The sequence below is a fragment of the Stenotrophomonas sp. YJH_SMC_120 genome (assembly GCF_059368675.1).
On the sequence record NZ_JCAFRY010000002.1, the window covers coordinates 85,387 to 104,305 of the forward strand.

At 62.0% G+C, this 18,919-nt stretch carries 19 protein-coding genes and 1 pseudogene; 14 read left to right on the forward strand and 6 right to left on the reverse strand.

Annotated features, from left to right (window positions below; translation table 11 throughout):
* Positions 1-228: 228 nt before the first annotated feature.
* The 5 genes from AC5P60_RS04440 to AC5P60_RS04460 form a co-directional block, all read right to left on the reverse strand.
* A complete protein-coding gene (locus tag AC5P60_RS04440) occupies positions 229-1,686 on the reverse strand; it encodes an aldehyde dehydrogenase (RefSeq protein ID WP_495201688.1) in 1,458 nt (485 codons plus the stop codon).
* Between the two features lie 46 nt (positions 1,687-1,732).
* On the reverse strand, positions 1,733-2,746 hold the full coding sequence (locus tag AC5P60_RS04445) for a zinc-dependent alcohol dehydrogenase family protein (RefSeq protein WP_414610514.1): 1,014 nt from the start codon (positions 2,744-2,746) through the stop codon (positions 1,733-1,735).
* Positions 2,747-2,992: 246 nt separating this feature from the next.
* Positions 2,993-4,489, reverse strand: coding sequence for an MFS transporter (locus AC5P60_RS04450; RefSeq protein ID WP_483693069.1), 1,497 nt, complete (start codon positions 4,487-4,489; stop codon positions 2,993-2,995).
* Between the two features lie 63 nt (positions 4,490-4,552).
* Positions 4,553-5,056, reverse strand: coding sequence for a MerR family transcriptional regulator (locus tag AC5P60_RS04455; RefSeq protein ID WP_414610516.1), 504 nt, complete (start codon positions 5,054-5,056; stop codon positions 4,553-4,555).
* A 112-nt stretch (positions 5,057-5,168) separates the two neighbouring features.
* The gene (locus tag AC5P60_RS04460) at positions 5,169-6,077 is read right to left on the reverse strand and encodes a LysR substrate-binding domain-containing protein (protein ID WP_483693071.1); all 909 of its coding nucleotides are present in this window, start codon (positions 6,075-6,077) and stop codon (positions 5,169-5,171) included.
* Positions 6,078-6,239: 162 nt separating this feature from the next.
* Here AC5P60_RS04460 and AC5P60_RS04465 point away from each other — a divergent pair, with 162 nt between their 5' ends.
* From AC5P60_RS04465 to AC5P60_RS04485, 5 genes are all read left to right on the forward strand, one after another.
* Complete coding sequence (locus AC5P60_RS04465; RefSeq protein WP_414610518.1) at positions 6,240-7,166, forward strand: alpha/beta hydrolase; 927 nt, start codon at positions 6,240-6,242, stop codon at positions 7,164-7,166.
* Positions 7,167-7,283: 117 nt separating this feature from the next.
* Positions 7,284-8,255 (forward strand): alpha/beta hydrolase family protein, encoded by a 972-nt coding sequence (locus AC5P60_RS04470; RefSeq protein ID WP_414610519.1) that lies wholly within the window; start codon positions 7,284-7,286, stop codon positions 8,253-8,255.
* Positions 8,256-8,310: 55 nt separating this feature from the next.
* Complete coding sequence (locus tag AC5P60_RS04475) at positions 8,311-8,946, forward strand: SDR family oxidoreductase (RefSeq protein WP_483693074.1); 636 nt, start codon at positions 8,311-8,313, stop codon at positions 8,944-8,946.
* An 81-nt stretch (positions 8,947-9,027) separates the two neighbouring features.
* Positions 9,028-10,089: a lipid A deacylase LpxR family protein gene (locus tag AC5P60_RS04480; protein ID WP_483693076.1), complete on the forward strand. Its 1,062-nt coding sequence runs from the start codon at positions 9,028-9,030 to the stop codon at positions 10,087-10,089.
* A gap of 13 nt (positions 10,090-10,102) precedes the next feature.
* Positions 10,103-10,711, forward strand: coding sequence for a flavodoxin family protein (locus tag AC5P60_RS04485; protein ID WP_483693077.1), 609 nt, complete (start codon positions 10,103-10,105; stop codon positions 10,709-10,711).
* A 226-nt stretch (positions 10,712-10,937) separates the two neighbouring features.
* Here AC5P60_RS04485 and AC5P60_RS04490 read toward each other — a convergent pair whose 3' ends face one another.
* Positions 10,938-11,942, reverse strand: a complete 1,005-nt coding sequence (locus AC5P60_RS04490; protein WP_483693078.1) for a LysR family transcriptional regulator — start codon at positions 11,940-11,942, stop codon at positions 10,938-10,940.
* Positions 11,943-12,063: 121 nt separating this feature from the next.
* On the opposite strand from AC5P60_RS04490, the gene AC5P60_RS04495 reads away from it, so the two are divergent.
* The 9 genes and pseudogenes from AC5P60_RS04495 to AC5P60_RS04535 all read left to right on the forward strand — a co-directional run bounded on the left by AC5P60_RS04495 (position 12,064) and on the right by AC5P60_RS04535 (position 18,911).
* On the forward strand, positions 12,064-12,981 hold the full coding sequence (locus AC5P60_RS04495; RefSeq protein WP_100442035.1) for an alpha/beta hydrolase: 918 nt from the start codon (positions 12,064-12,066) through the stop codon (positions 12,979-12,981).
* Between the two features lie 72 nt (positions 12,982-13,053).
* The gene (locus tag AC5P60_RS04500; protein WP_253134777.1) at positions 13,054-13,401 is read left to right on the forward strand and encodes a carboxymuconolactone decarboxylase family protein; all 348 of its coding nucleotides are present in this window, start codon (positions 13,054-13,056) and stop codon (positions 13,399-13,401) included.
* Positions 13,402-13,414: 13 nt separating this feature from the next.
* Positions 13,415-14,350 carry an alpha/beta hydrolase gene (locus AC5P60_RS04505; RefSeq protein ID WP_483693080.1) on the forward strand — a complete coding sequence of 312 codons (936 nt, stop codon included), beginning with the start codon at positions 13,415-13,417 and terminating at the stop codon, positions 14,348-14,350.
* Between the two features lie 41 nt (positions 14,351-14,391).
* Entirely contained in the window at positions 14,392-15,165 is a 774-nt protein-coding gene (locus tag AC5P60_RS04510; protein ID WP_483693272.1) for an SDR family NAD(P)-dependent oxidoreductase, read from the forward strand.
* A gap of 18 nt (positions 15,166-15,183) precedes the next feature.
* Positions 15,184-15,822 (forward strand): SDR family oxidoreductase, encoded by a 639-nt coding sequence (locus AC5P60_RS04515; RefSeq protein WP_414610529.1) that lies wholly within the window; start codon positions 15,184-15,186, stop codon positions 15,820-15,822.
* A gap of 23 nt (positions 15,823-15,845) precedes the next feature.
* Entirely contained in the window at positions 15,846-16,553 is a 708-nt protein-coding gene (locus tag AC5P60_RS04520) for an FMN-dependent NADH-azoreductase (RefSeq protein ID WP_483693084.1), read from the forward strand.
* A 47-nt stretch (positions 16,554-16,600) separates the two neighbouring features.
* Positions 16,601-17,329: a dihydrofolate reductase family protein gene (locus AC5P60_RS04525; protein ID WP_495201689.1), complete on the forward strand. Its 729-nt coding sequence runs from the start codon at positions 16,601-16,603 to the stop codon at positions 17,327-17,329.
* Positions 17,330-17,358: 29 nt separating this feature from the next.
* Positions 17,359-18,060 carry an SDR family oxidoreductase gene (locus AC5P60_RS04530; protein WP_483693087.1) on the forward strand — a complete coding sequence of 234 codons (702 nt, stop codon included), beginning with the start codon at positions 17,359-17,361 and terminating at the stop codon, positions 18,058-18,060.
* A gap of 63 nt (positions 18,061-18,123) precedes the next feature.
* Positions 18,124-18,911, forward strand: a pseudogene (locus AC5P60_RS04535) (SDR family NAD(P)-dependent oxidoreductase).
* The last annotated feature ends 8 nt before the right edge of the window (positions 18,912-18,919 follow it).

The following is an 18,919-nucleotide window of genomic DNA, read 5'->3' on the forward strand; positions in this document are numbered from 1 at the left end:
AAATCTCCCTAATCCTAAGATTGGATAGCGGCTCCTCTGCCCTACCCGGTGGGCAAAGGTCCGCTCTCGGCCAGAGGCTGACATCCATCTATACGCCTGATGGCGCCGCCGTAAAGATCCCTGCAGGAGAACCTCTGCAAGGAGCAGAGGTTCTCGATTCCAGCGGAAACTGAGCCTAGCGGCTCAATCTCCGTCTACAGCACCCCTCACGTGCGGCGCTGCCAATCATCAAGCCATTACGACCGTCTTCGATTCCATGAAGGCAACCAGACCTTCAACACCGCCTTCGCGGCCAACGCCAGACTGTTTGAAGCCACCAAAACCAATGGAGAAGTCGGTGCGTGGGCCATTGTGGCCCACGGTGCCTGCACGAATCTTCCGGGCGACGTCAAAGGCCTTCTTCGGATCGTTGGTGAACACCGCCGCATTCAGCCCGAAGCGGCTCTCGTTGGCGATCCGGATCGCGTCTGCCTCGTCGTTGGCAGGAATGACGCAGAGCACCGGCCCGAAGATCTCCTCCTGGGCAATGGTGGACATGTTGTCGACATTGCCAAAGACGGTTGGCTCGAAGAAGAAGCCCTTCTCGATGCCTTCCGGTCGCTTGCCGCCTGCGGCCAGCGTCGCACCTTCGGCAACACCCTGGTCCACGAAGAGCTGCACCGTGTCACGCTGGCGTGCACTGGCCAGGGGGCCCGATCCGGTCCCTTCCGCAAGCGGGTCACCCAGGGTGATTCCCCGCGCAATCTTCGCTAGCGCTTCCACCATCTGATCGTGCTTGGCGCGCGGAACCACGATGCGGGTCAGGCTATGGCAGATCTGCCCGGTGTTGTAGGTGAAGTAGGAATTGCCAAGTATCTTTGCAGCCTCTTCGATGTCGAAGTCATCCAGGATGACCGCGGGCGACTTGCCGCCCAGCTCCAGCGTGACCCGCGCGACGCGATCCGAGGCGACGGCGGCGATGCGCTTGCCGGCACCAGTGGAGCCAGTGAAGGTGATCTTGTCCACGGCCGGATTGGCGACCAGTTCTTCGGATACGTCACGATCGGGGGTAACCACGTTGATCACGCCCGGCGGCAAGCCCACTTCCTCGCAGATCTCGGCCAGCATGTAAGCCGAGCACGGCGCTTCAGGCGAAGACTTGATCACCAGTGTGCAGCCAGCCAGCAGCGCCGGGGCGGTCTTGTAGGCCATCAGACCTGCCGGACCGTTCCACGGAATGATCTCTGCAACCACACCCACCGGCTCGTAGACGCGGTAGCCCAGGTTGCCGGTCACCGAGCGATGCTCTTCGGTAAACGGGAACGTAGACGCCATCTCTGCGTACTGGCGGAACGCGCCGCTGATGAAGAGCCCGATGCGAGGCTGAGCGACCTTGAAAACGATACCGGTCTCCAGGGACCAGACGCGCGCGAAGTCGTCATTTCTCGCTTCCAGGCGTGCGGCAATCTTCTCCAGGTAGCCTGCCCGCCCCTGCGGCGTCATACGCGCCCACGGTCCATTGTCGAAGGCATCACGTGCCGCGTCGACGGCGCGCTGCATGTCGACAGAGTTTGCCTTGGGTACTGATGCAATCACTTCTTCGGTAGAGCAGTCCAGAACGTCGAACGTTTCCTTCGAATCGGGGGCCACCCACTGGCCGCCAATGTAGAGGCGGTCCGGATGCTTGAGGTCGATAGTGCGTTTCATGTGCTTCTCCAGGTTTGATGAGTTCTGTTGAGTGTCGTTGAGGGGGTCAGAAAAGGAACACGCCTTTTCCACTGGCCTGTTTGTTGAAGTCGGCATAGGCCTCGGCAGCCTGTTCCAGGTGCCATTCGCTGGTGAAAAGGTCGTCGACCTTTACGCCATGGCTTGCAATGAAGCGCGCGCATTCGTCCATGGCCACCTCGGACAGCGTGAAGGAGCCGATGACGTTGCGCTGCTTGCCGATCAGATCCCGCATGACGTCGATCTTCAGTTCACCGCCAACGGCCACCAATGCGGTGCGGCCCCACGTGCGCGTGCTTCGAATGGCCTGCGCGCGGGGAATCGGCCCGCCGGCGCAATCAATCGAGCAGGACACGCCGCGCCCGGCCGTGAGCTTGTGGATCTCTTCAATGGGATCCGAAGCGCTCGCGTCGATGGCATGCGTCACGCCGAAGCGCTTCGACTGGGCAACGCGGTCTGCGTTGATGTCCACACCGAAGACTTCCACCCCCATGGCCGCGGCCATCTGTGCGACCGAAAGCCCCACCGGGCCCAGCCCGTACACGGCCAGCGTGTCTCTGGCACTGATATCCAGGCGCTGCAGCGCGCCGTAGGCGGTGCCGGTACCACAGGCGATCGCTGCACCAGCCTTGAAGCTGACATCGGCGGGCAGGTGCACCAGCGAGGTCACCGGCACCTTCATGTAGTTCGCGTGCCCACCATCACCCAGCACGCCGTAGATCTTTGCGCCCTGGTCGCAGAGCTGGGTCCACCCTGTCCTGCAGTGCTCGCAGGTGCTGCAGCCGTCGTAGTGGAAGACGATGACCCGATCGCCCTTGCGGAACGAGCCGCGTTCGCTGCCGGGGCCGATCTCTGCGATGACTCCGCAGGGCTCATGCCCACCGATGATGACGTCTGACGTCATCCTGCTACGCATGCCAAGCATGTCCAGCGCTTCGGCCATGCCATGGCGATAGTAGTGGAGATCCGTGCCGCACATCCCCGAGGCCTTGATCTCGATGATGGCCTCGCCTGGGCCCGGCACGGGGTCTGCGAAGTTCATAACTTCCACTTCGCAGTTTCCCTTGAATACCATTCCGCGCATTGCTCTGTTCCTCTTCTTCAGTGGATGAAGCGTTGGAGGTTTCCCATGCATGACGATGCTAGGCAGCTCCGGCGCTTCGAAAAAGACGGGCGGGATTGACGCAGTGTCAATCCGCAATTGCCAATTCGTTTTCTGAGGTTGCGTTGGGCCATCCCGTGCCGGTTTCTGGCACAGGTGTGTAAGGCTTTTGATTTCTGATGCGATCTAGCGAATCGATCTCTGCGCCAGGGCAAAGACTCCCGAGAACGCAATGACGATTGCCAGCAGCACGTAGCCGTCCTGGATGCTCAGGAAATCGACCTGCCGCATCAGCTCACGATAGATCTGTGCAGTGGCGTCCATCCTGGCCCACGCCAGATCGCCGCCATGAATAACCAGGCTGGTTGCCAGCCGGTCGAGATGTTCGTTGAAGTTCGGGTTATAGATGCTCACGTTCTCCGCAAGCCGCGAATAGTGAAGCTGCGATCGATGCTGTTCGAGCGCGATGAAGGTTGCCGTCGAGAACGACAGCGTCAGTTGCTTGACAACGTTCTTCAGCCTGTAGGCGTGACTGTAGTCATCGGCCTCGAACATGCTGAAGGTCACGGACGCCACGGGCAGCGCCATGGTCAGAAGCAGCGCGCCGCGGAAGAACAATGGCGGCACGAGCCAGTCCTGGCTCGTGTTCGGAGGAATTGCGGTAAACCAGGCGCAGACCAGGAATGCCACAACGTAGCCGGGCAGGATCAGCCATTTCTTCCGTGGCAGCAGCGGCGAGACGCGGAAGTAGATGAAGACCAGCGGCAGCGCAAGCAGTGCGGTTGCACCCACAAGTTGGCCGGCCTTGTCGACGGGGTAGCCGAGACCGCCTTCCAGGAAGCGCGAGGTGAGAAAGTTCAGCGCATTGTTTGCGTAGTAGAAGCAGACATACATGACCAGCCCGGTGCGGAAGGTCTGCTGCCGGACGGCATGGAGCCGCAGCAGCGGCCTTTGATGGTGCCACTGGTGATGCGCGAACCAGCTGAGCGCTGCGATCCCTGCCAGCGCGCTGACGACCAGTGACGGCGAGCTGGCAAACAGCTCGAACCGCACCTGCTGCATAGAGATCTGCAGCGCGGAAATGGCAATGGCGAAGAGAATGTAAGGGCCGGCATGGCTCTCGCCATGTTCCTCCTGGGGAAGAACGCCCAGGTCAGGCAGTGCGACGTAGGCCAATAGGGCAATCGGCATGGCGGCAACGGCGGTTGCGATGAACAACGCGCTCCAACCCGCCTGTACCACCAGATAGCCGCCGACCAGTGGCGCAAGTGCGCTTCCAAGAAGGATCAGGGAGAGGAACTTTCTCAGTCCTTTCGCCCGTTGGGGGCCTTCCGTGCCCCGCTGCAGTGCGATACGGCAGGCGCTAAGCATCGGGCCCATGGCATAGCCCTGAAGGCCACGCGCAAGCATCAGCTGGAAGGCAGACTCTGCGATGCCGGCGAGCGCCGCGGTGACGGCAAAGAGCAGCAGCGAGGCGGTGATGTAACGTCGATAGCCCAGCCGCTCCACCCACCATTGCTGCTGGACGATTCCCAACACGGAGGTGATGGCGTATGCACTGCTTGCCCAGACCAGCTCGGATGCGCTGGCACTGACGCCACCTGCGATGTGGCTGGCGAAATAGGTAAAGGCGGCGTGGTCGAAGTAGTCCAGCGCCACGGTCAGCGCCAGGGCCCACGTCATCCAAGCGGAGACCGATTCGCGCCTTGGTGACTCCCCGTCCTCAGACAGAGCAGCGTCCACAACTTATCCCTCCTGCCCTTCGCCCGCTGCCCTCTTGCTCCGGGCGAGAATCCGCTTGCCGCGCATTGCGTCCTGGCTCTGGCCAGCCAGTCGCTCGTTGACATAGTCCAGATCGTCATTCAGTTCGGTCCGCAGTGCTTCGGCCTCTTTCAGCTCCTTCCGTGCGGCCGCGATGCGCGCATCCAGCGCTGCCACCTGCTCACTGAGGCCCTGGGAGATCTCGCGAAGCGAGGCGTCCGCATAGATCGTGCTGCCGTCATCCAGCGTCTCCACTGGGCGCTTGAGCATCTCGGCGATGCCCTGCAGCGAGAAACCGAGGGAACGCAGGCGAAGAATCCGCGCCATGCGCGCGAGGTCTTCCTCGCTGTACAGGCGGTAGCGGCCGTCACTGCGCTGCGGAACGAGCAGGCCGCGCTCCTCGTAGTACTTCAGCGTCCTTGCGGTCACGCCGAGCCGTTCGGCTGCGTCTCTCACAGTGATCGAGGGCTGGGTATCGCTGCTGGTCATGACAATGGCCCGATGCAAGGTGCACGTAAACGTATACGTTCACGTACACCTTTGCAACGAGCGACGGTTCACACTTTGGATCCAGACAGCTTCGTGAGGGCCCTGCCCGGCGCTATGCCGCTCGCATTTCGACCAGCAGATCGATCAGCGCCCTGACCTTGGCCGGCATCTGGTCGCGGGAAGGGGCATAGATGTAGAAGCCAGGGAATGGCCGTGACCAGTCCTGGAGGACCGGGACCAGTCGCCTAGATTCAAGGTGACGGCGGAGTGCGATGTCCATGTGCTGAACCAAGCCGACACCCTGCAGTGCGGCATCGATCATGGCTTCGTCATCGTTGGTGATGAACGATCCCTGGGGTGAAACCGAAAATTCGTGGGACTCCGGCTCCGGGCTGGTGAACTCCCAGCCGTGAATCGCCCCGGTGGCCATGCTTCTGAACCCGACACAGTTGTGCGAAGCCAGGTCCGTGGGCGTTCTGGGAATGGGGTTGCGCTCGAAATAGGCCGGCGATCCTGCAACCACCAGCTCGATCTTGGGCGAAATGGGGACGGCGATCATGTGCTCGGCGAGGCTCTCACCCAACCGGATTCCTGCGTCGGCCCCCTCGGCCACGATGTTGGACAGACGATCGTCCATCATCAGCTCCAGCTTGAGCTCGGGATAGCGCCTGCCCAACTCCGCCAGATGGGGCTGAATCAGGTACTTGGCCGCCACGTGGGACGTGCTGATGCGCAGCAGGCCAGACGGCGCGCTGCCCGTAGCACTCAGTTCCCGAAGCGAGCGTTCGATGATGTCCAGCGCGGGGCTGACGCTGTCAAAGAGACGCTGCCCATCCTCCGTGAGGGACATATCACGCGTCGTTCGATACAACAGCTTGACGTCCAGTTGCCGTTCCAGCGTCTTGAGGCTTTGTGACAGCGCGGCCTTCGAAACGCCAGCCTCGTTGGCAGCCTTAGTGAAACTACGGTGCGTGGCGATGTGCGTAAACCATGCCAGGGCCGGGAGCAGCGAGGGATCCATTGAGACGTCTCTACTGTAAACAAATGATTGACTCTGCGGTCGGGATTACAGTCTTGTTCCGACTCAATCGCCTTCTTACTCTTTCCCTGCCGGCGACGCAATCCCTCTCGCCGAAGCGATGCAACGACCACAACGACGGCAGCCCCTACCTGAGGACTCACCATGGAAAGCGTAAAGATCCGCAACTCCGACATGTACTGGGATATCGCCGCTGATATCCACTTCCCTCCGGGCTTCGACAAGTCCAAGCGCTACCCCGCCATCATCAGTGCGCACCCGATCGGCAGCTGCAAGGAGCAGACCTCCGGCAACGTCTACGGCGCAGCCTTGGCCCAGGAAGGTTTTGTGGTCATCGCCTTCGATGCCAGCTTCCAGGGCGCCAGCGGCGGCGAGCCGCGCTTCATCGAGGACCCGACCCTGCGCGTGGAGGACTTCCGCCACGTGGTCGACTATCTCGTAACGCTCCCCTACGTTGACGACGCGCGTATCGGCGTCCTGGGAATCTGTGGCGGCGGTGGCTATTCGATCAACGCCGCGATGACCGAGCGCAGGATCAAGGTGGTGGGTACCGTGACCGGGGCCAACTACGGTCGCCTGTTCCGCGAAGGCTTCAGCAACTTCGATCCGATCGGTGCACTGGAAGCGATCGCCGCTCAACGCACAGCTGAAGCCCGCGGCGAAGCCCTGCGGGTTGATGATCTGCTTCCGCCGTCCGTGGAAGCAGGCCGGCAGGCCGGGATCAAGGACATCGACGTCCTAGAGGCGACGGACTACTACCGGACGCCGCGCGGCCAGAAGCCGCACGGGCTGAATCGATCGCTGTTCTCGCATCAGAGCGCAGCAGTGGGCTGGGATGCCTTCCATCTGGCCGAAGTCCTGCTGACTCAGCCTCTGATGGTGGTCGTGGGCGACAAGGTCGGTGGCTTCGGTGCCTACCGCGACGGCTGCGAAATCATCGGCCGCGCCGCCTCCAAGAAGAAGGAACTGGTTGTCGTCGAGGGCTGGTCGCACTACGACCTCTACGACAAGCCCGAGCCGGTCGGCCAGGCACTGGCCAAGCTCATCCCGTTCTACAAGGACAACCTGTAACGGGAACCGGCGAGCAGCGTTTGATCTCCGGCCAGGGCAGTGCTCAGGCCGGAGATCCGGACGGTGTCAGGCGCTTCGCAACGAGGCGCCGTAATCTGAATCCAGGAAAGAACACCCATGGCACGCATCGAACAAGATCGCCTTCACAAGGCGATGCAGCAGCTTGCCGCCATTTCGCCGGAAGACCACAGCATGGTCAAAGCGCTGGCGGGCATCATTCGACCCCTTCGCAGCTTCCTGCACAAGGATCCCTCGGACCACGGCATGACCGAGTGGGAGGATCTGTCGATCCCCTCCGAAGATGGAACGCCACTGGAGGCCTGGCTGATTCCTGCCAAGGGCGGCATGAGCGACAAGCTGATCATCTTCAATCACGCCTCGCCGATGTGCCGCTCCGGTTTTCCCGGCCATTTCGGGCCGCCTTGGAGCAACGTGGACGATGGCGAAATCGACTTCGTCCTTCAGTACAAGCATCTGACCGCTGCGGGCTACAACGTGCTGACCTACGATTTGCGCAACCATGGCAACAGCTCGGCTGCCAACAATGGTGTCAGCGGTCTGGGCCAGTGGGAGTGGCGCGATTGCGTGGGCGTGAAGCGCTTTGTCGATGCGCACCCGCTGCTCGGAAAGATGAAGGTGGGGCTCTTCAGCCAATGCCTGGGAGGCATCTCCCAGTACGTCGCCATCTCGAAGCACCCGGAACTGTTCGAGAACGTGCTGTGCATGTGCAGCCCGATGGTTCCCACGCCCGAAGGGCTGGTGAACAGGGCCACCGAACGAATGGGAATCGAAGGCTATCGAGAGCTAGTTGACCTTGAGTTCATCAAGATGGGCGGCTTCCCGGCCGCGGCGATGAGCCCTCGCCCCTACGCGCCGGACGTGCAGATGCCGGTGCTGATGTGGCAGCTGACCGACGATGCCTCAGCGCCCAATCCGCAGGATGCCCAGGGAACCTTTGACCTGATCGGCAGCCCTGACAAGCAACTCATCTGGATCGACGGCACGTCGCGTCGCTTCAAGGATGGCTATAACTGGTTTGGCCGGCACCCGGAACTCGTCCTCCAATTCCTGGGGAAGCACATGCGCTGAGGTATCAGTGCATGGGTTCCGGAACATTCCATACGAAAACGCGAGAGCAGAAAGCATGAACAACGTACTTGTACTGGGCGCTAGCGGCCAGATCGCTCGCTGGGCAGTGGAGATGCTGGGCCAGCTTCCGGACGTCGAGCAGACCCTCTATCTGCGCAACCCCAGGAACGTCACCGGCACTGAGCCCACCAACGCAAAGGTCGTCATCGGTGACGTGCTGGACAAGAAGGGCCTGGCCCTGGCAATGCACGGCAAGGACATCGTCTACGCCAATCTTGCCGGTGACGTGGACAAGCAGACCGAAACCATCATCTCGGTGATGAAGGCACAGGGCGTGAAGCGCCTGATCTTCGTCAATTCGCTGGGCATCTACGATGAAGTTCCGGGCGCCTTCGGTGAGTGGAACCGGAAAGAGATCGGCCAGTACCTGCCGCCTTATCGAAAGTCGGCTGACCTGATTGAAGCCTCGGGACTGGACTACACGATCATTCGTGCTGCGTGGTTGACCGACGAAGACGAGATTGACTACGAAACGACCGGGAAGAACGAGCCGTTCAAGGGCACGGTCATCTCCCGCAAGAGCGTCGCCGACCTGGTGGTGAAGATCATCCAGGATCCCGCGCTTTACAGCAGCGGCAACATCGGTGCGAACAAGCCTGGAACCGATGGCGACAAGCCCTACTTCATGTGAACGATCGCATCGCCCAGTCCTGCCGTTCGGGACTGGGCGATTGCGCCTGCCCAAGCGTGCAGCACTCCCAGGGACAACCCTATGCCCAGCACACTCCCCAAAGCTGCTGCGATCGGACTGCTGACCGCCGCCCTCCCCCTTGCCGCCCAAGCGGCCGAACAATGTGGCCCGGACGCGATGCGCGACCACCCGCCGCAGATCAACTTCCGCGTTGACAACGACCTGTTTGGTGGCCGCCACCAGGACCAGGGCTATACCAACGGCGCGCAGCTGACCCTGGTTTCGCCCAATCTGGTTGACTACACCGACGACCCGTGCCTGCCACGTCTGGCACGCTGGGTGAACAGCCATTTGGAGGCGCTGCACCCGGGCAAGTTCGAACAACAGAACATGATTTTCAGCATCAGCCAGGGCATCTTCACCCCGACCGACCCGACCCGCCGCGACCTGATCGAGGATGATCGCCCATATGCCGGCGTGCTGCTGGCCAGCTTCGGTTTCAACGCACGCAGCGGCGATCGCCTGCAGACCACCCAGCTGGCCGTGGGCGTGGTCGGGCCGTGGGCCCAGGGCAAGCAGGTGCAGAGCGCCGTGCACGACGCGCTGGGCGACGAGAAGTTCGAGGGGTGGGACAACCAGCTGCACAACGAGCCGGTGTTCATGCTGACCCACGAGCGCATGCGCCGCTGGCCCGCCGATGCCAGCGTCAATGCCGGCGGCTGGGGCTGGGATGCGATCACCCACTATGGCGGTGCGATCGGCAACCTGGAAACCAAGGCCAACGCCGGTGCCGAAGTGCGCTTCGGCTGGAAGCTGCCGGACGACTTCGGTAGCACGCCGCTGCGTCCGGCCGGCGAGAACACCGCGCCGACCCGTGGCGGCCGCCCCAGCGGCTGGTCCTGGCACCTGTTCGCGACCATCGACGCGGCATGGGTAATCCGCGACATCACCCTGGACGGCAATACCTTCCGAAACAGCCACAGCGTGGACAAGCGCCATGTGGTGGCCCAGGGTGGCTACGGCGTCGCGGTGACGCGCGGGCGCTGGAAGTTCGCAGTGGCGCGCTACCACAGCACCCGAGAGTTCAATGGCCAGCGCCAGGCCCCAGTGTTCGGCAGCTTCACCATCAGCCGCTCGCTCTGATGAGCGTTGGCCCATGATGCTCTGGACCAAGTTCGTCGTAGTTCTTATCGCGCTTGCTGCGCTGATCAAGGCCATCGACCTCTGTGCAACGCAGGTCGCCCGACGAAAGCTGAGGAAGCTGGAAGCGATAGAACCCCATGTTCCTCCAGCACCTGATCAAGCCAAGGTGCTCGTTGTCTACTTTTCCCGCAGCGGAAGCACCGCCCTGCTGGCGAGGCGCATTGCAAGCAGGCTGAACGCCGAAATGCTCACAATCGAATCGATCGACTACCCCTTGGGCATGGCCGGATGGTTAAACGCGATGGCGGATGCTGGAATGGACGACGCATGGATCACCCCGGCGCACGTGGACCTTGTTCGCTACGACACGGTTTACGTGGGGGTGCCCGTCTGGCGCGGCCATCCTGCACCGCCAGCCTGGGAGTTCGTCAGGAGCAACAGGTTCCCCGGGAAGAGAGTCGTACTCTTCACTACATCCCGCGGTGCATGGAGGCAAGCCCCCGTCGATCTTCTGCGCAGCGAAGTATTGCGACGGGGTGCACGCTCATTCGAGCATTGGCACCTGAAGGGCGGCGTCGTCGGCTTCCAGGGATCGGACCCTCAGCGGATCGACCCGCAGTGAGCTGGTGCCTCCATGTATCTCCTGCGGATCTGCCCACGCACACGAAATTGATGCATCTGAAGTTGCCGCAGCCACTGCCTGCGCGGCGCTCTCTGTGTGTGGTGGTCAAGTATTTTTGGACACTCCCAAAGGGAGTTCAGGCCACCTGCTCTTCACAAAGCGCAGGTGGCACAAGGCCGCCCCGAACCAGACAACGTTCGGGGCCGGCCCAGACCTTCAGGAGACTTCACCCGGTGGGCAGTGCCTTGGGGCGGCTGCCGTGTCGCTTCTTTGCGCGACGATCTTCGGCGACCACGCGCCTGCGCTGCGGAGAGGCCAGCTGCTCACGCCGCTCGACCAGGAAGTCCATCAGCGCCCGAACCTTCGCTGGCATCTGGGCGCGTGATGGGACGTACAGGAAGAAGCCGGGAAAAGGGCGGCACCACGGCGCCAGCACGCGCACCAGTGCACCACTGGCCAGGTGCTCACTGACGCACAGATCGATGTGGCGAATCAGTCCCACACCCTGCAGCGCGGCCCGGAGCATGCTGTCGTCGTCGTTGAACACCGCGTTGCCCTGCGGTTCGAAGACCAGCTTTCGGCCTTGGCCATCCGGTGCAGTGAACGTCCAGTGATCGATCGTCCCACTGGACGTGAACCGGTAGGCCAGGCAGTTGTGCCGGATCAGATCCGCAGGGCTCTTGGGTATACCGTGCTCCTCAAAGTAGGCCGGGGAGCCGACAATCGCCATCTCCAATGGGGGCGTGATGGGCACGGCCACCATGTGCTCGTCCAGGCTCTCGCCCAAGCGGATGCCGGCGTCCAGGCCGTTGGCCACAAGATTGGAGAAGCCGTCATCCATGATCAGTTCAAGCCGCAGCTTGGGATAACGTGCCAGGAACTCGCCCATGTGCGGCTCCAGCAGAAGTCGTGACGCGATGCGCGAAGAGTTCATGCGGATCACACCCGAAGGCTCTGCATGGACCTCCCCCAGTTCCTCCACGGCTTTCTCGATCGCCGTCAGTGCCGGCTGCAGCACGTCCAGCAGCTGCTGTCCTTCTTCGGTCAGCGACATGTTTCGGGTGGTGCGGTGCAGCAGCCTGACATCCAGCCGCTCCTCCAGTGCTTTGAGGTGCTGGGAGAGCGCTGCCCGTGTGATCTCCATCTCGGTGGCCGCCTTGGTGAAGCTGCGATGCCGGGCGATATGGGCGAACCAGGTCAGGGACGTTACGAGCGAGGGTTCGATGGGCATTGTTTAGTTCTTCTTACGGCTCATGTATCCGGAAGACTATTTATTGGACCCAATCCGGTCAATAGGATGGGCTCTGTCGGCAGCAGAGCCGGCCACCTCACACCCACACCGGAGCACGTACATGCGCAACGTCACGTTCAAGAATCTCAATGGCCAGGGCGTCACCACGGCGGCCACCCTGTACTTCCCGGAAGGCTTTGACGAAGCCCGAAAGTACCCGGCAGTCGTCGTGTCCCATCCCGGTGGTGGCGTGAAGGAGCAGACCGCCGGACTGTACGCCAGGAAGCTGGCCGAAGCAGGCCTGGTCACGATTGCCTTCGACCGTTCGTACCAGGGCGCGAGCACCGGCGAACCGCGGCAGCTGGAGAACCCCTATGTCAGCACCGAGGATGTGAGTGCGGTCATCGACTACCTAACCACCCTCCCCTACGTGGACCAGGACAAGATCGGTGCGATGGGTATCTGCGCCGGCGCTGGTTACAGCGCCAACGCCGCCATCAACGATCGTCGCATCAAGGCACTGGGCATGGTCAGTGCGGTCAACATCGGCCAGATGTTCCGCAATGGCTGGGAGAACACGGTCAAGGACGCCGATGCCGTGGGCTACCTGGACTTCGGCTCCAATGCGCGCACCACCGACATCGCTTCGGGCGAGTTCGCGACCATTCCTCTGGCACCGCTGCGCGAAGAAGACGCGCCCAATGCCGAGCTGCGCGAAGCATGGGAGTACTACCACACCCCGCGCGCCGAACATCCCAATGCCCCGGGCTTCGCGCTGACCCGCAACCTCAACCAGATCATCACCTACGACGCCTACAACAAGGCCGAGGCATTCCTGACCCAGCCGATCCTGGCGGTGGCCGGCAGCGTTGCGGGGAGCAAGTGGATGAGCGATGACCTGCTGGCCCGGGCCGCAAGCAAGGACAAGTCCCTGCATGTGGTTGAGGGTGCAAATCACATGTCGCTGTATGACGTACCGAAGTTCGTCGATGAGGCGGTTTCGGTCCTGGCCCCGTTCTTCCAGACCCGTCTGAAGTAATCCAGATGCCCGGTGAGGCGGCTACGGCAATGCCGGGCCGCCTGGGCATCCCATCGAATACGTGAGCAGAACATGACTACATCCACATCATCGAAGGACAAGGCACCTTCGGCGGCCCAGGCGGCCTGGGGCGATATCGCCCCCGCGCTGGCGGACTACACAGACCGCGTTCTCTTCGGCGACCTGTGGGAGCGGCCAGGCCTGTCCCCCCGCGATCGCAGCCTGATCACCGTGTCTTCGCTGGTCACGCTCTATCGCATCAACGAACTGCCCTTTCACCTCGGAAAGGCTCTGGACAACGGCGTGACACGGGAAGAACTGGTCGAGCTGATCACCCATCTCGCCTTCTACTCCGGCTGGCCGACCGCATCCACCGCTCTCGGCATCGCCCGTCGCGTCTTTGAAGAACGCGGCATCTGACCAGGAGAACGCCATGAGTTCCATTTCCATCAAGACTGTCAGCTATCAGAACCTGGGCTGGCAGACGGCTGCCGACCTCTACCTCCCGGCGGATTTCGACGAGAGCAGAAAGTACCCCGCCATCGTCAGTACCCATCCCATCGGCAGCTGCAAGGAACAGACGGCGGGCAATGTCTATGCCAAGGGCTTGGCCGAACAGGGCTTCGTGGTGCTGGTGCACGATGCCAGCTTCCAGGGCGCCAGCGGCGGGGAGCCTCGCTTCATCGAAGATCCGTCGATCCGCGTTTCGGATATCCGCTTCGCCGTCGACTACCTGCAATCGCTGCCGTACGTCGATGCAGGCCGCATCGGTGCCATCGGTGTCTGCGGTGGCGGTGCGTACACCATCCACGCTGGCATCACCGACCACCGCATCCAGGCGCTGGTGTCCATCACCGGCGTGAACTACGGCCGCCTGATCCGCGAGGGCTTCGCACAGTTCAAGCCGCGCGAGCTGGCAGCTAACATCGCCGCCATGCGCACGGCCCAGGCACAGGGTGCCGAGCGTGATGTAGCCAACCTGTTGCCGGATTCGGTTGAAGCGGGCAAGGCTGCAGGCATCACGGATATCGACGTACTGGAAGCCACCGAGTACTACAAGACGGCTCGCGGCCAGCAGCCCAATGGCGCCACCAGCCAACTGATGTCCTTCAGCGGTGCGGCGATGGGGTGGGATGCGTTCCTCAACGCCGAAGTGCTGCTGACCCAGCCACTGATGGTGGTGATTGGCGACAAGTTCGGTGGCTTCGGCGCCTATCGTGATGGCTGGGAGATCTACAGCCGCGCGGCCTCCGAGAACAAGCAGATCGTCGTCGCTGAAGGCTGGTCGCACTACGACCTGTACGACAAGCCGGAGCCGGTCGCGATTGCGATGGCCCAGGTGGTCCCGTTCTTCAAGGCCAACCTCTGACCGACCGGCAGGTCGTCCATCAGCAAGCAAAGGAAGTGAACATGAAACCCCTACTGTCTGGAAAGACCGCCATCATCACTGGCGCCAGCAAGGGCATCGGCCTTGCTACGGCCAAGCTGTTCGTCTCGCAGGGCGCGAATGTCGTTCTCACCGCTCTCAAGCAGGCCGACCTTGATGCCGTGGTGAAGGAGATCCAGGACGCCGGTGGCAATGCGCTGGGCATCGTCGCGGACTCGGCCGATCCGGCAGCGCCCCGGCTGGTGTTCGCCAAGGCAATCGACGCGTTCGGGCAGGTCGACATCCTGGTGAACAACGCCGGGTATGGCGACATGATGTCCATTGAAGAGTACACGGACGAGCACTTCGACGAAGTGGTGCAGGTGAACTACGCCGGCGTATTCCGCTTCTGTCGCGAGGCCGTCGGTCACTTCATGCCGCGAGGCACCGGCGCCATCGTCAACGTTACCTCCGTGAACGGATCACTGCCGCTGGGCGGCCTGGCGTACGTCTCCACCAAGGCCGCCGTGAACGCGATGACCACCAACATCGCAGTCCGCTTCTCGGGCACCGGCATCCGCTGCAATGCGGTGGCCCCGGGCAATACCGATACGCCGATGGCCCGTGACTGGGCGGCCGGCAAGCTCACCGGGGGATCGACGATGGTTCCCTACATCACCAAGCACACCGACCAGTCCCTGCCGTTCACGCAGCCTGAGGATCAGGCGAACGCCATCCTCTATCTGGCAAGCGACATGGCACGTGCCGTCACCGGGCGAGTTCTGGTGGTAGACAACGGCGCCTACATCGGTGCCTGACAACAAGGAGTCGTGATCATGAAGAACGTTCTCATTCTGGGCGCAAGCGGCCAGATCGCCCAATGGGTCATCAGATCGCTCGCTACAGAGAAAAACATCCAGCAGACCCTGCTTCTTCGTGACCCGAAGAAGCTGACGGGCAAAGAACCTGCCAACGCGAAGGTGGTCATCGGCAACGTCTTGGACAAGAAGCTGCTGAAGGATGCGGTCGCAGGACAGGACATCGTCTACGCCAACCTGACCGGCGAAGACCTGGACAAGCAAGCACAGGCGGTGATCGCCGCGATGAACGCCGCAGGCGTCAAGCGCTTGATCTTCGTCCTCTCGCTGGGCATCTACGACGAGGTCCCGGGCAAGTTCGGCGAGTGGAACAACGACATCATCGGCGAGGACCTCAAGCCGTTCAGGCGTGCAGCGGACGCGATCGAGGCCTCCGGCCTGGACTACACGATCCTGCGCCCGGCCTGGCTGACGGACGAGGACGAGGTGGACTACGAGACCACGGAAAAGGGCCAGCCGTTCAAAGGCACTGTGGTTTCCCGCAGGAGCGTGGGTGACCTGATCAGCCAGATCATCGTCGATCCGGCTCGCCACGCCGGTGAGAACCTGGGGTTGAACAAGCCAGGAAGCGACGGCGACAAGCCGTACTTCATGTAACCGCGACGGATCCCGGGCGCCCAGTGAGAATCCTGCACCTTGATGCCAGTGGTCGCCCGGGCCTGCGAGCCATGTGTCCTCCCGGCCATCATGGCTCCTACTCGCGTCGGCTCAGCAGACATTTCGTCGAATGCTGGTTGGATGCGTGGCCAGAAAGCGAAGTGGAGTACAGGGATCTGGGAGCGGCACCACCAAAACAGGTGGGTCCGCGCTGGATTCAGGCGGTGTGTGATGGCGGTCCGCTGTCACCCGCACAGCTCGACGCCGTGGCTGAGAGTGATCTGATGGTGGATGAGTTGTTCTGGGCAGACATGGTCGTCATTGGCACGCCGTTGTACGACCTGACGATGCCATCGTGCCTTAAAGCATGGCTTGCCAACGTTGTACATCAAAGCCGGACCGTGCCGGATGACGCAGAAAACGCCGACCCTCGACGAGCCTTCTGCGAGCGGTTCTTTCCCGTGGTCGTGCTGAGTGCACGCGGTGGCCACGGCATGGATGAAGGCGGCGAGTTCGCGCACCTCAACAAACTGGAGTCCAGCCTGCGCGCGGCGCTGGGCCGCATTGGAATCACCGAGATACATGCCATCGCGGTCGAGCATACAGCCGAGGGGGGAGAAGCACTGTTGCGATCCCTGGCCAACGCGATCTCGAGGATGGAGTGCCTGGCAGCCGCACTGCTTGATCGCTATCAGCACGATCGGCAGCAGATGACAACAACCCAATTCTAAAGAACGAAAGAGGCCAACCCATGGGACGTCCCCACATCATCTGTCACATGGAAACATCCATCAATGGCAAGGCCTACGGCCCGTTCATGGAGGTTCCGCTTCGCGCTGCATTGGCTCGTGCCTATGACGAGACGCATCTGAGCTTTGGCAGCCAGGCCTGGCTCTGCGGCCGGGTAACGATGGCGTACTTCGCCGGTACTGGGCCCCCCCGCTTTGATCCCAAGGCCCCCCGCGTGGCTCGACAGGACTACATCGGTGACGCTGGCGCGCGTGATTTCGTCGTCTCCATCGATGCTTCCGGAAAGCTCCCCTGGAACAAGAACACCGTCCAGTATGGGTTGCGGCCAGAGGCGCATCTGATTGAAGTGCTGACGGACCGCGCCTCTGATGATTACATCTCGTATCTCCACCAGCGAAAGATCTCGTACATCTTCGCCGGTGGCGATGAGCTCGATCTGGCCTTGGCGGTGCAGAAGCTGAAGGTCTTGTTTGGCATCCAGACACTGGTCGTATCTGGAGGCCCCATCGTCAATGGAAGCTTCCTCCATGCGGGACTGATCGACGAGATCAGCCTGGTGACCGTTCCTGCCCTGGATGATGCCAACGACACCCCGACCTCGTTCCAACGCCCGGCGAGCCTGAGCTCGCAGCCACCACGCACCTACACGCTGAAGTCAGCGCAGGTTCTTTCGGATGACGTGTTGTGGGTGCGCTACGTCACCCCCTTGAAACGGTCGAATCAATCCGGTTCGGCCCCTGAAGAGATGCTCTCGTGAAACTAAGTAGCATTGAAGGAAAGATCGCCGTGATCACCGGTGCCTCGAGTGGCATTGGCGAAGCCGCGGCGAGAGCACTGGTTGCAGAGGGCATGTCGGTGGTGCTGTCCGCGCGCCGGAAGGACCGCATTGAGGCCTTGGCGACCGAACTCGGACCGCAGGCACTTGCCATTGCAGCCGACGTAGCAGATCCAGACCAGGTGGCGGCCCTCTTCAGCGAAGTCCGCCAGCGATTTGGTGGCTTGGACTTGTTGTTCAACAACGCCGGCATGGGTATTGCGGGCCCTTTCGAAGGCAGTACTCCTGACGACTGGCGCCGCCAGATCGATGCAAATCTCTATGGCGTGCTCCACTGCACGCACGCCGCTCTGCCGCTGATGAAGGGCCGGCCCGGGGCAATGATCTCCACGGTCTCAAGTGTCGGTGGCAAGACGAGCGCCCCCAACTGGGCCGTGTATTGCGCGACGAAGTTCGCTGTCAGCGGGTTCTCAGATGGGTTGCGCCAGGAGCTTGCAGGGCAAGGCATCCGGGTCTCGCTGATTCATCCGGGTGCGGTGCACACCGAGTGGGGCCACAACGTGCCTTCGGACGTGATGCGGGAGCGTCGTGAAGCGATTGACGCACTTCTTCCGGAAGACGTCGCCAACGCACTGGTCTACACCTTCGCTCAGCCGCCAGGCGTGCTGCTGGACGACATCGTTATCCGCCCTACCCTGCAGCTGACCCTCTGAGCTTGGCGCTTCAGGAGAATTGACATGAACAGAATCTGGTTTATCACGGGTGCATCGCGAGGCATGGGTCTCGAGATCGCCAAGGCCGCGCTCGCAGACGGCGATAGTGTCGTGGCCACGGGGCGCAGCATTGAGCAGCTTCGTGCTGCCTACGCGGACGCGCCTCAGGATCGTATCAAGCTTCAGGTCCTTGACGTGAGAAGACAGGCGCACAACCCGCAGTCGATGCAGCCATTGCTCGCTTCGGGAAAATTGACGTGCTGGTCAACAACGCCGGCTTCTGCCTGCTGGGCCGCTTCGAGGAGGCAACCGCCGCGCAGATCGAGCAGCAGTTCGCCACGAATGTCTTTGGCATGGCGAATGTCCTCAGGGCGGTGCTGCCGGTGATGCGTCGTCAAGGCCGTGGGCGCGTAATCAACACCTCGTCCATTGCAGGCGTGAAGGCTGTTGCCAACGCAACCTTCTATTCGGCGTCGAAGTTCGCCGTTGAAGGAATGACGCTGGCGCTGGCAGACGAGGTGGCGCCGCTTGGGATCCAGGTCACCGCGATCGAGCCGGGCTTCTTCCGTACCCAATTCCTGAATGACCGATCCGCCAGGTACGGTGACGTGTCGATTGCCGACTATGCACCGTTTGGAAACGCCCGAAGCCTGCTGGCATCGGCAGATGGCCAGCAGCAGGGAGACCCGGCCAAGCTTGCACAGGTCGTCCTTCAGGTCGCCGGCATGGCGCATCCGCCGCGGCAGCTGCTCATCGGCAACGATGCAGTGGACTTCGTCATGCCGACGCTGGAAGGCCGAATTGCCGAGACGGGCAGGTTCGAGGAGCTGACCCGCTCCACTGACTTCTGAGCAACAGG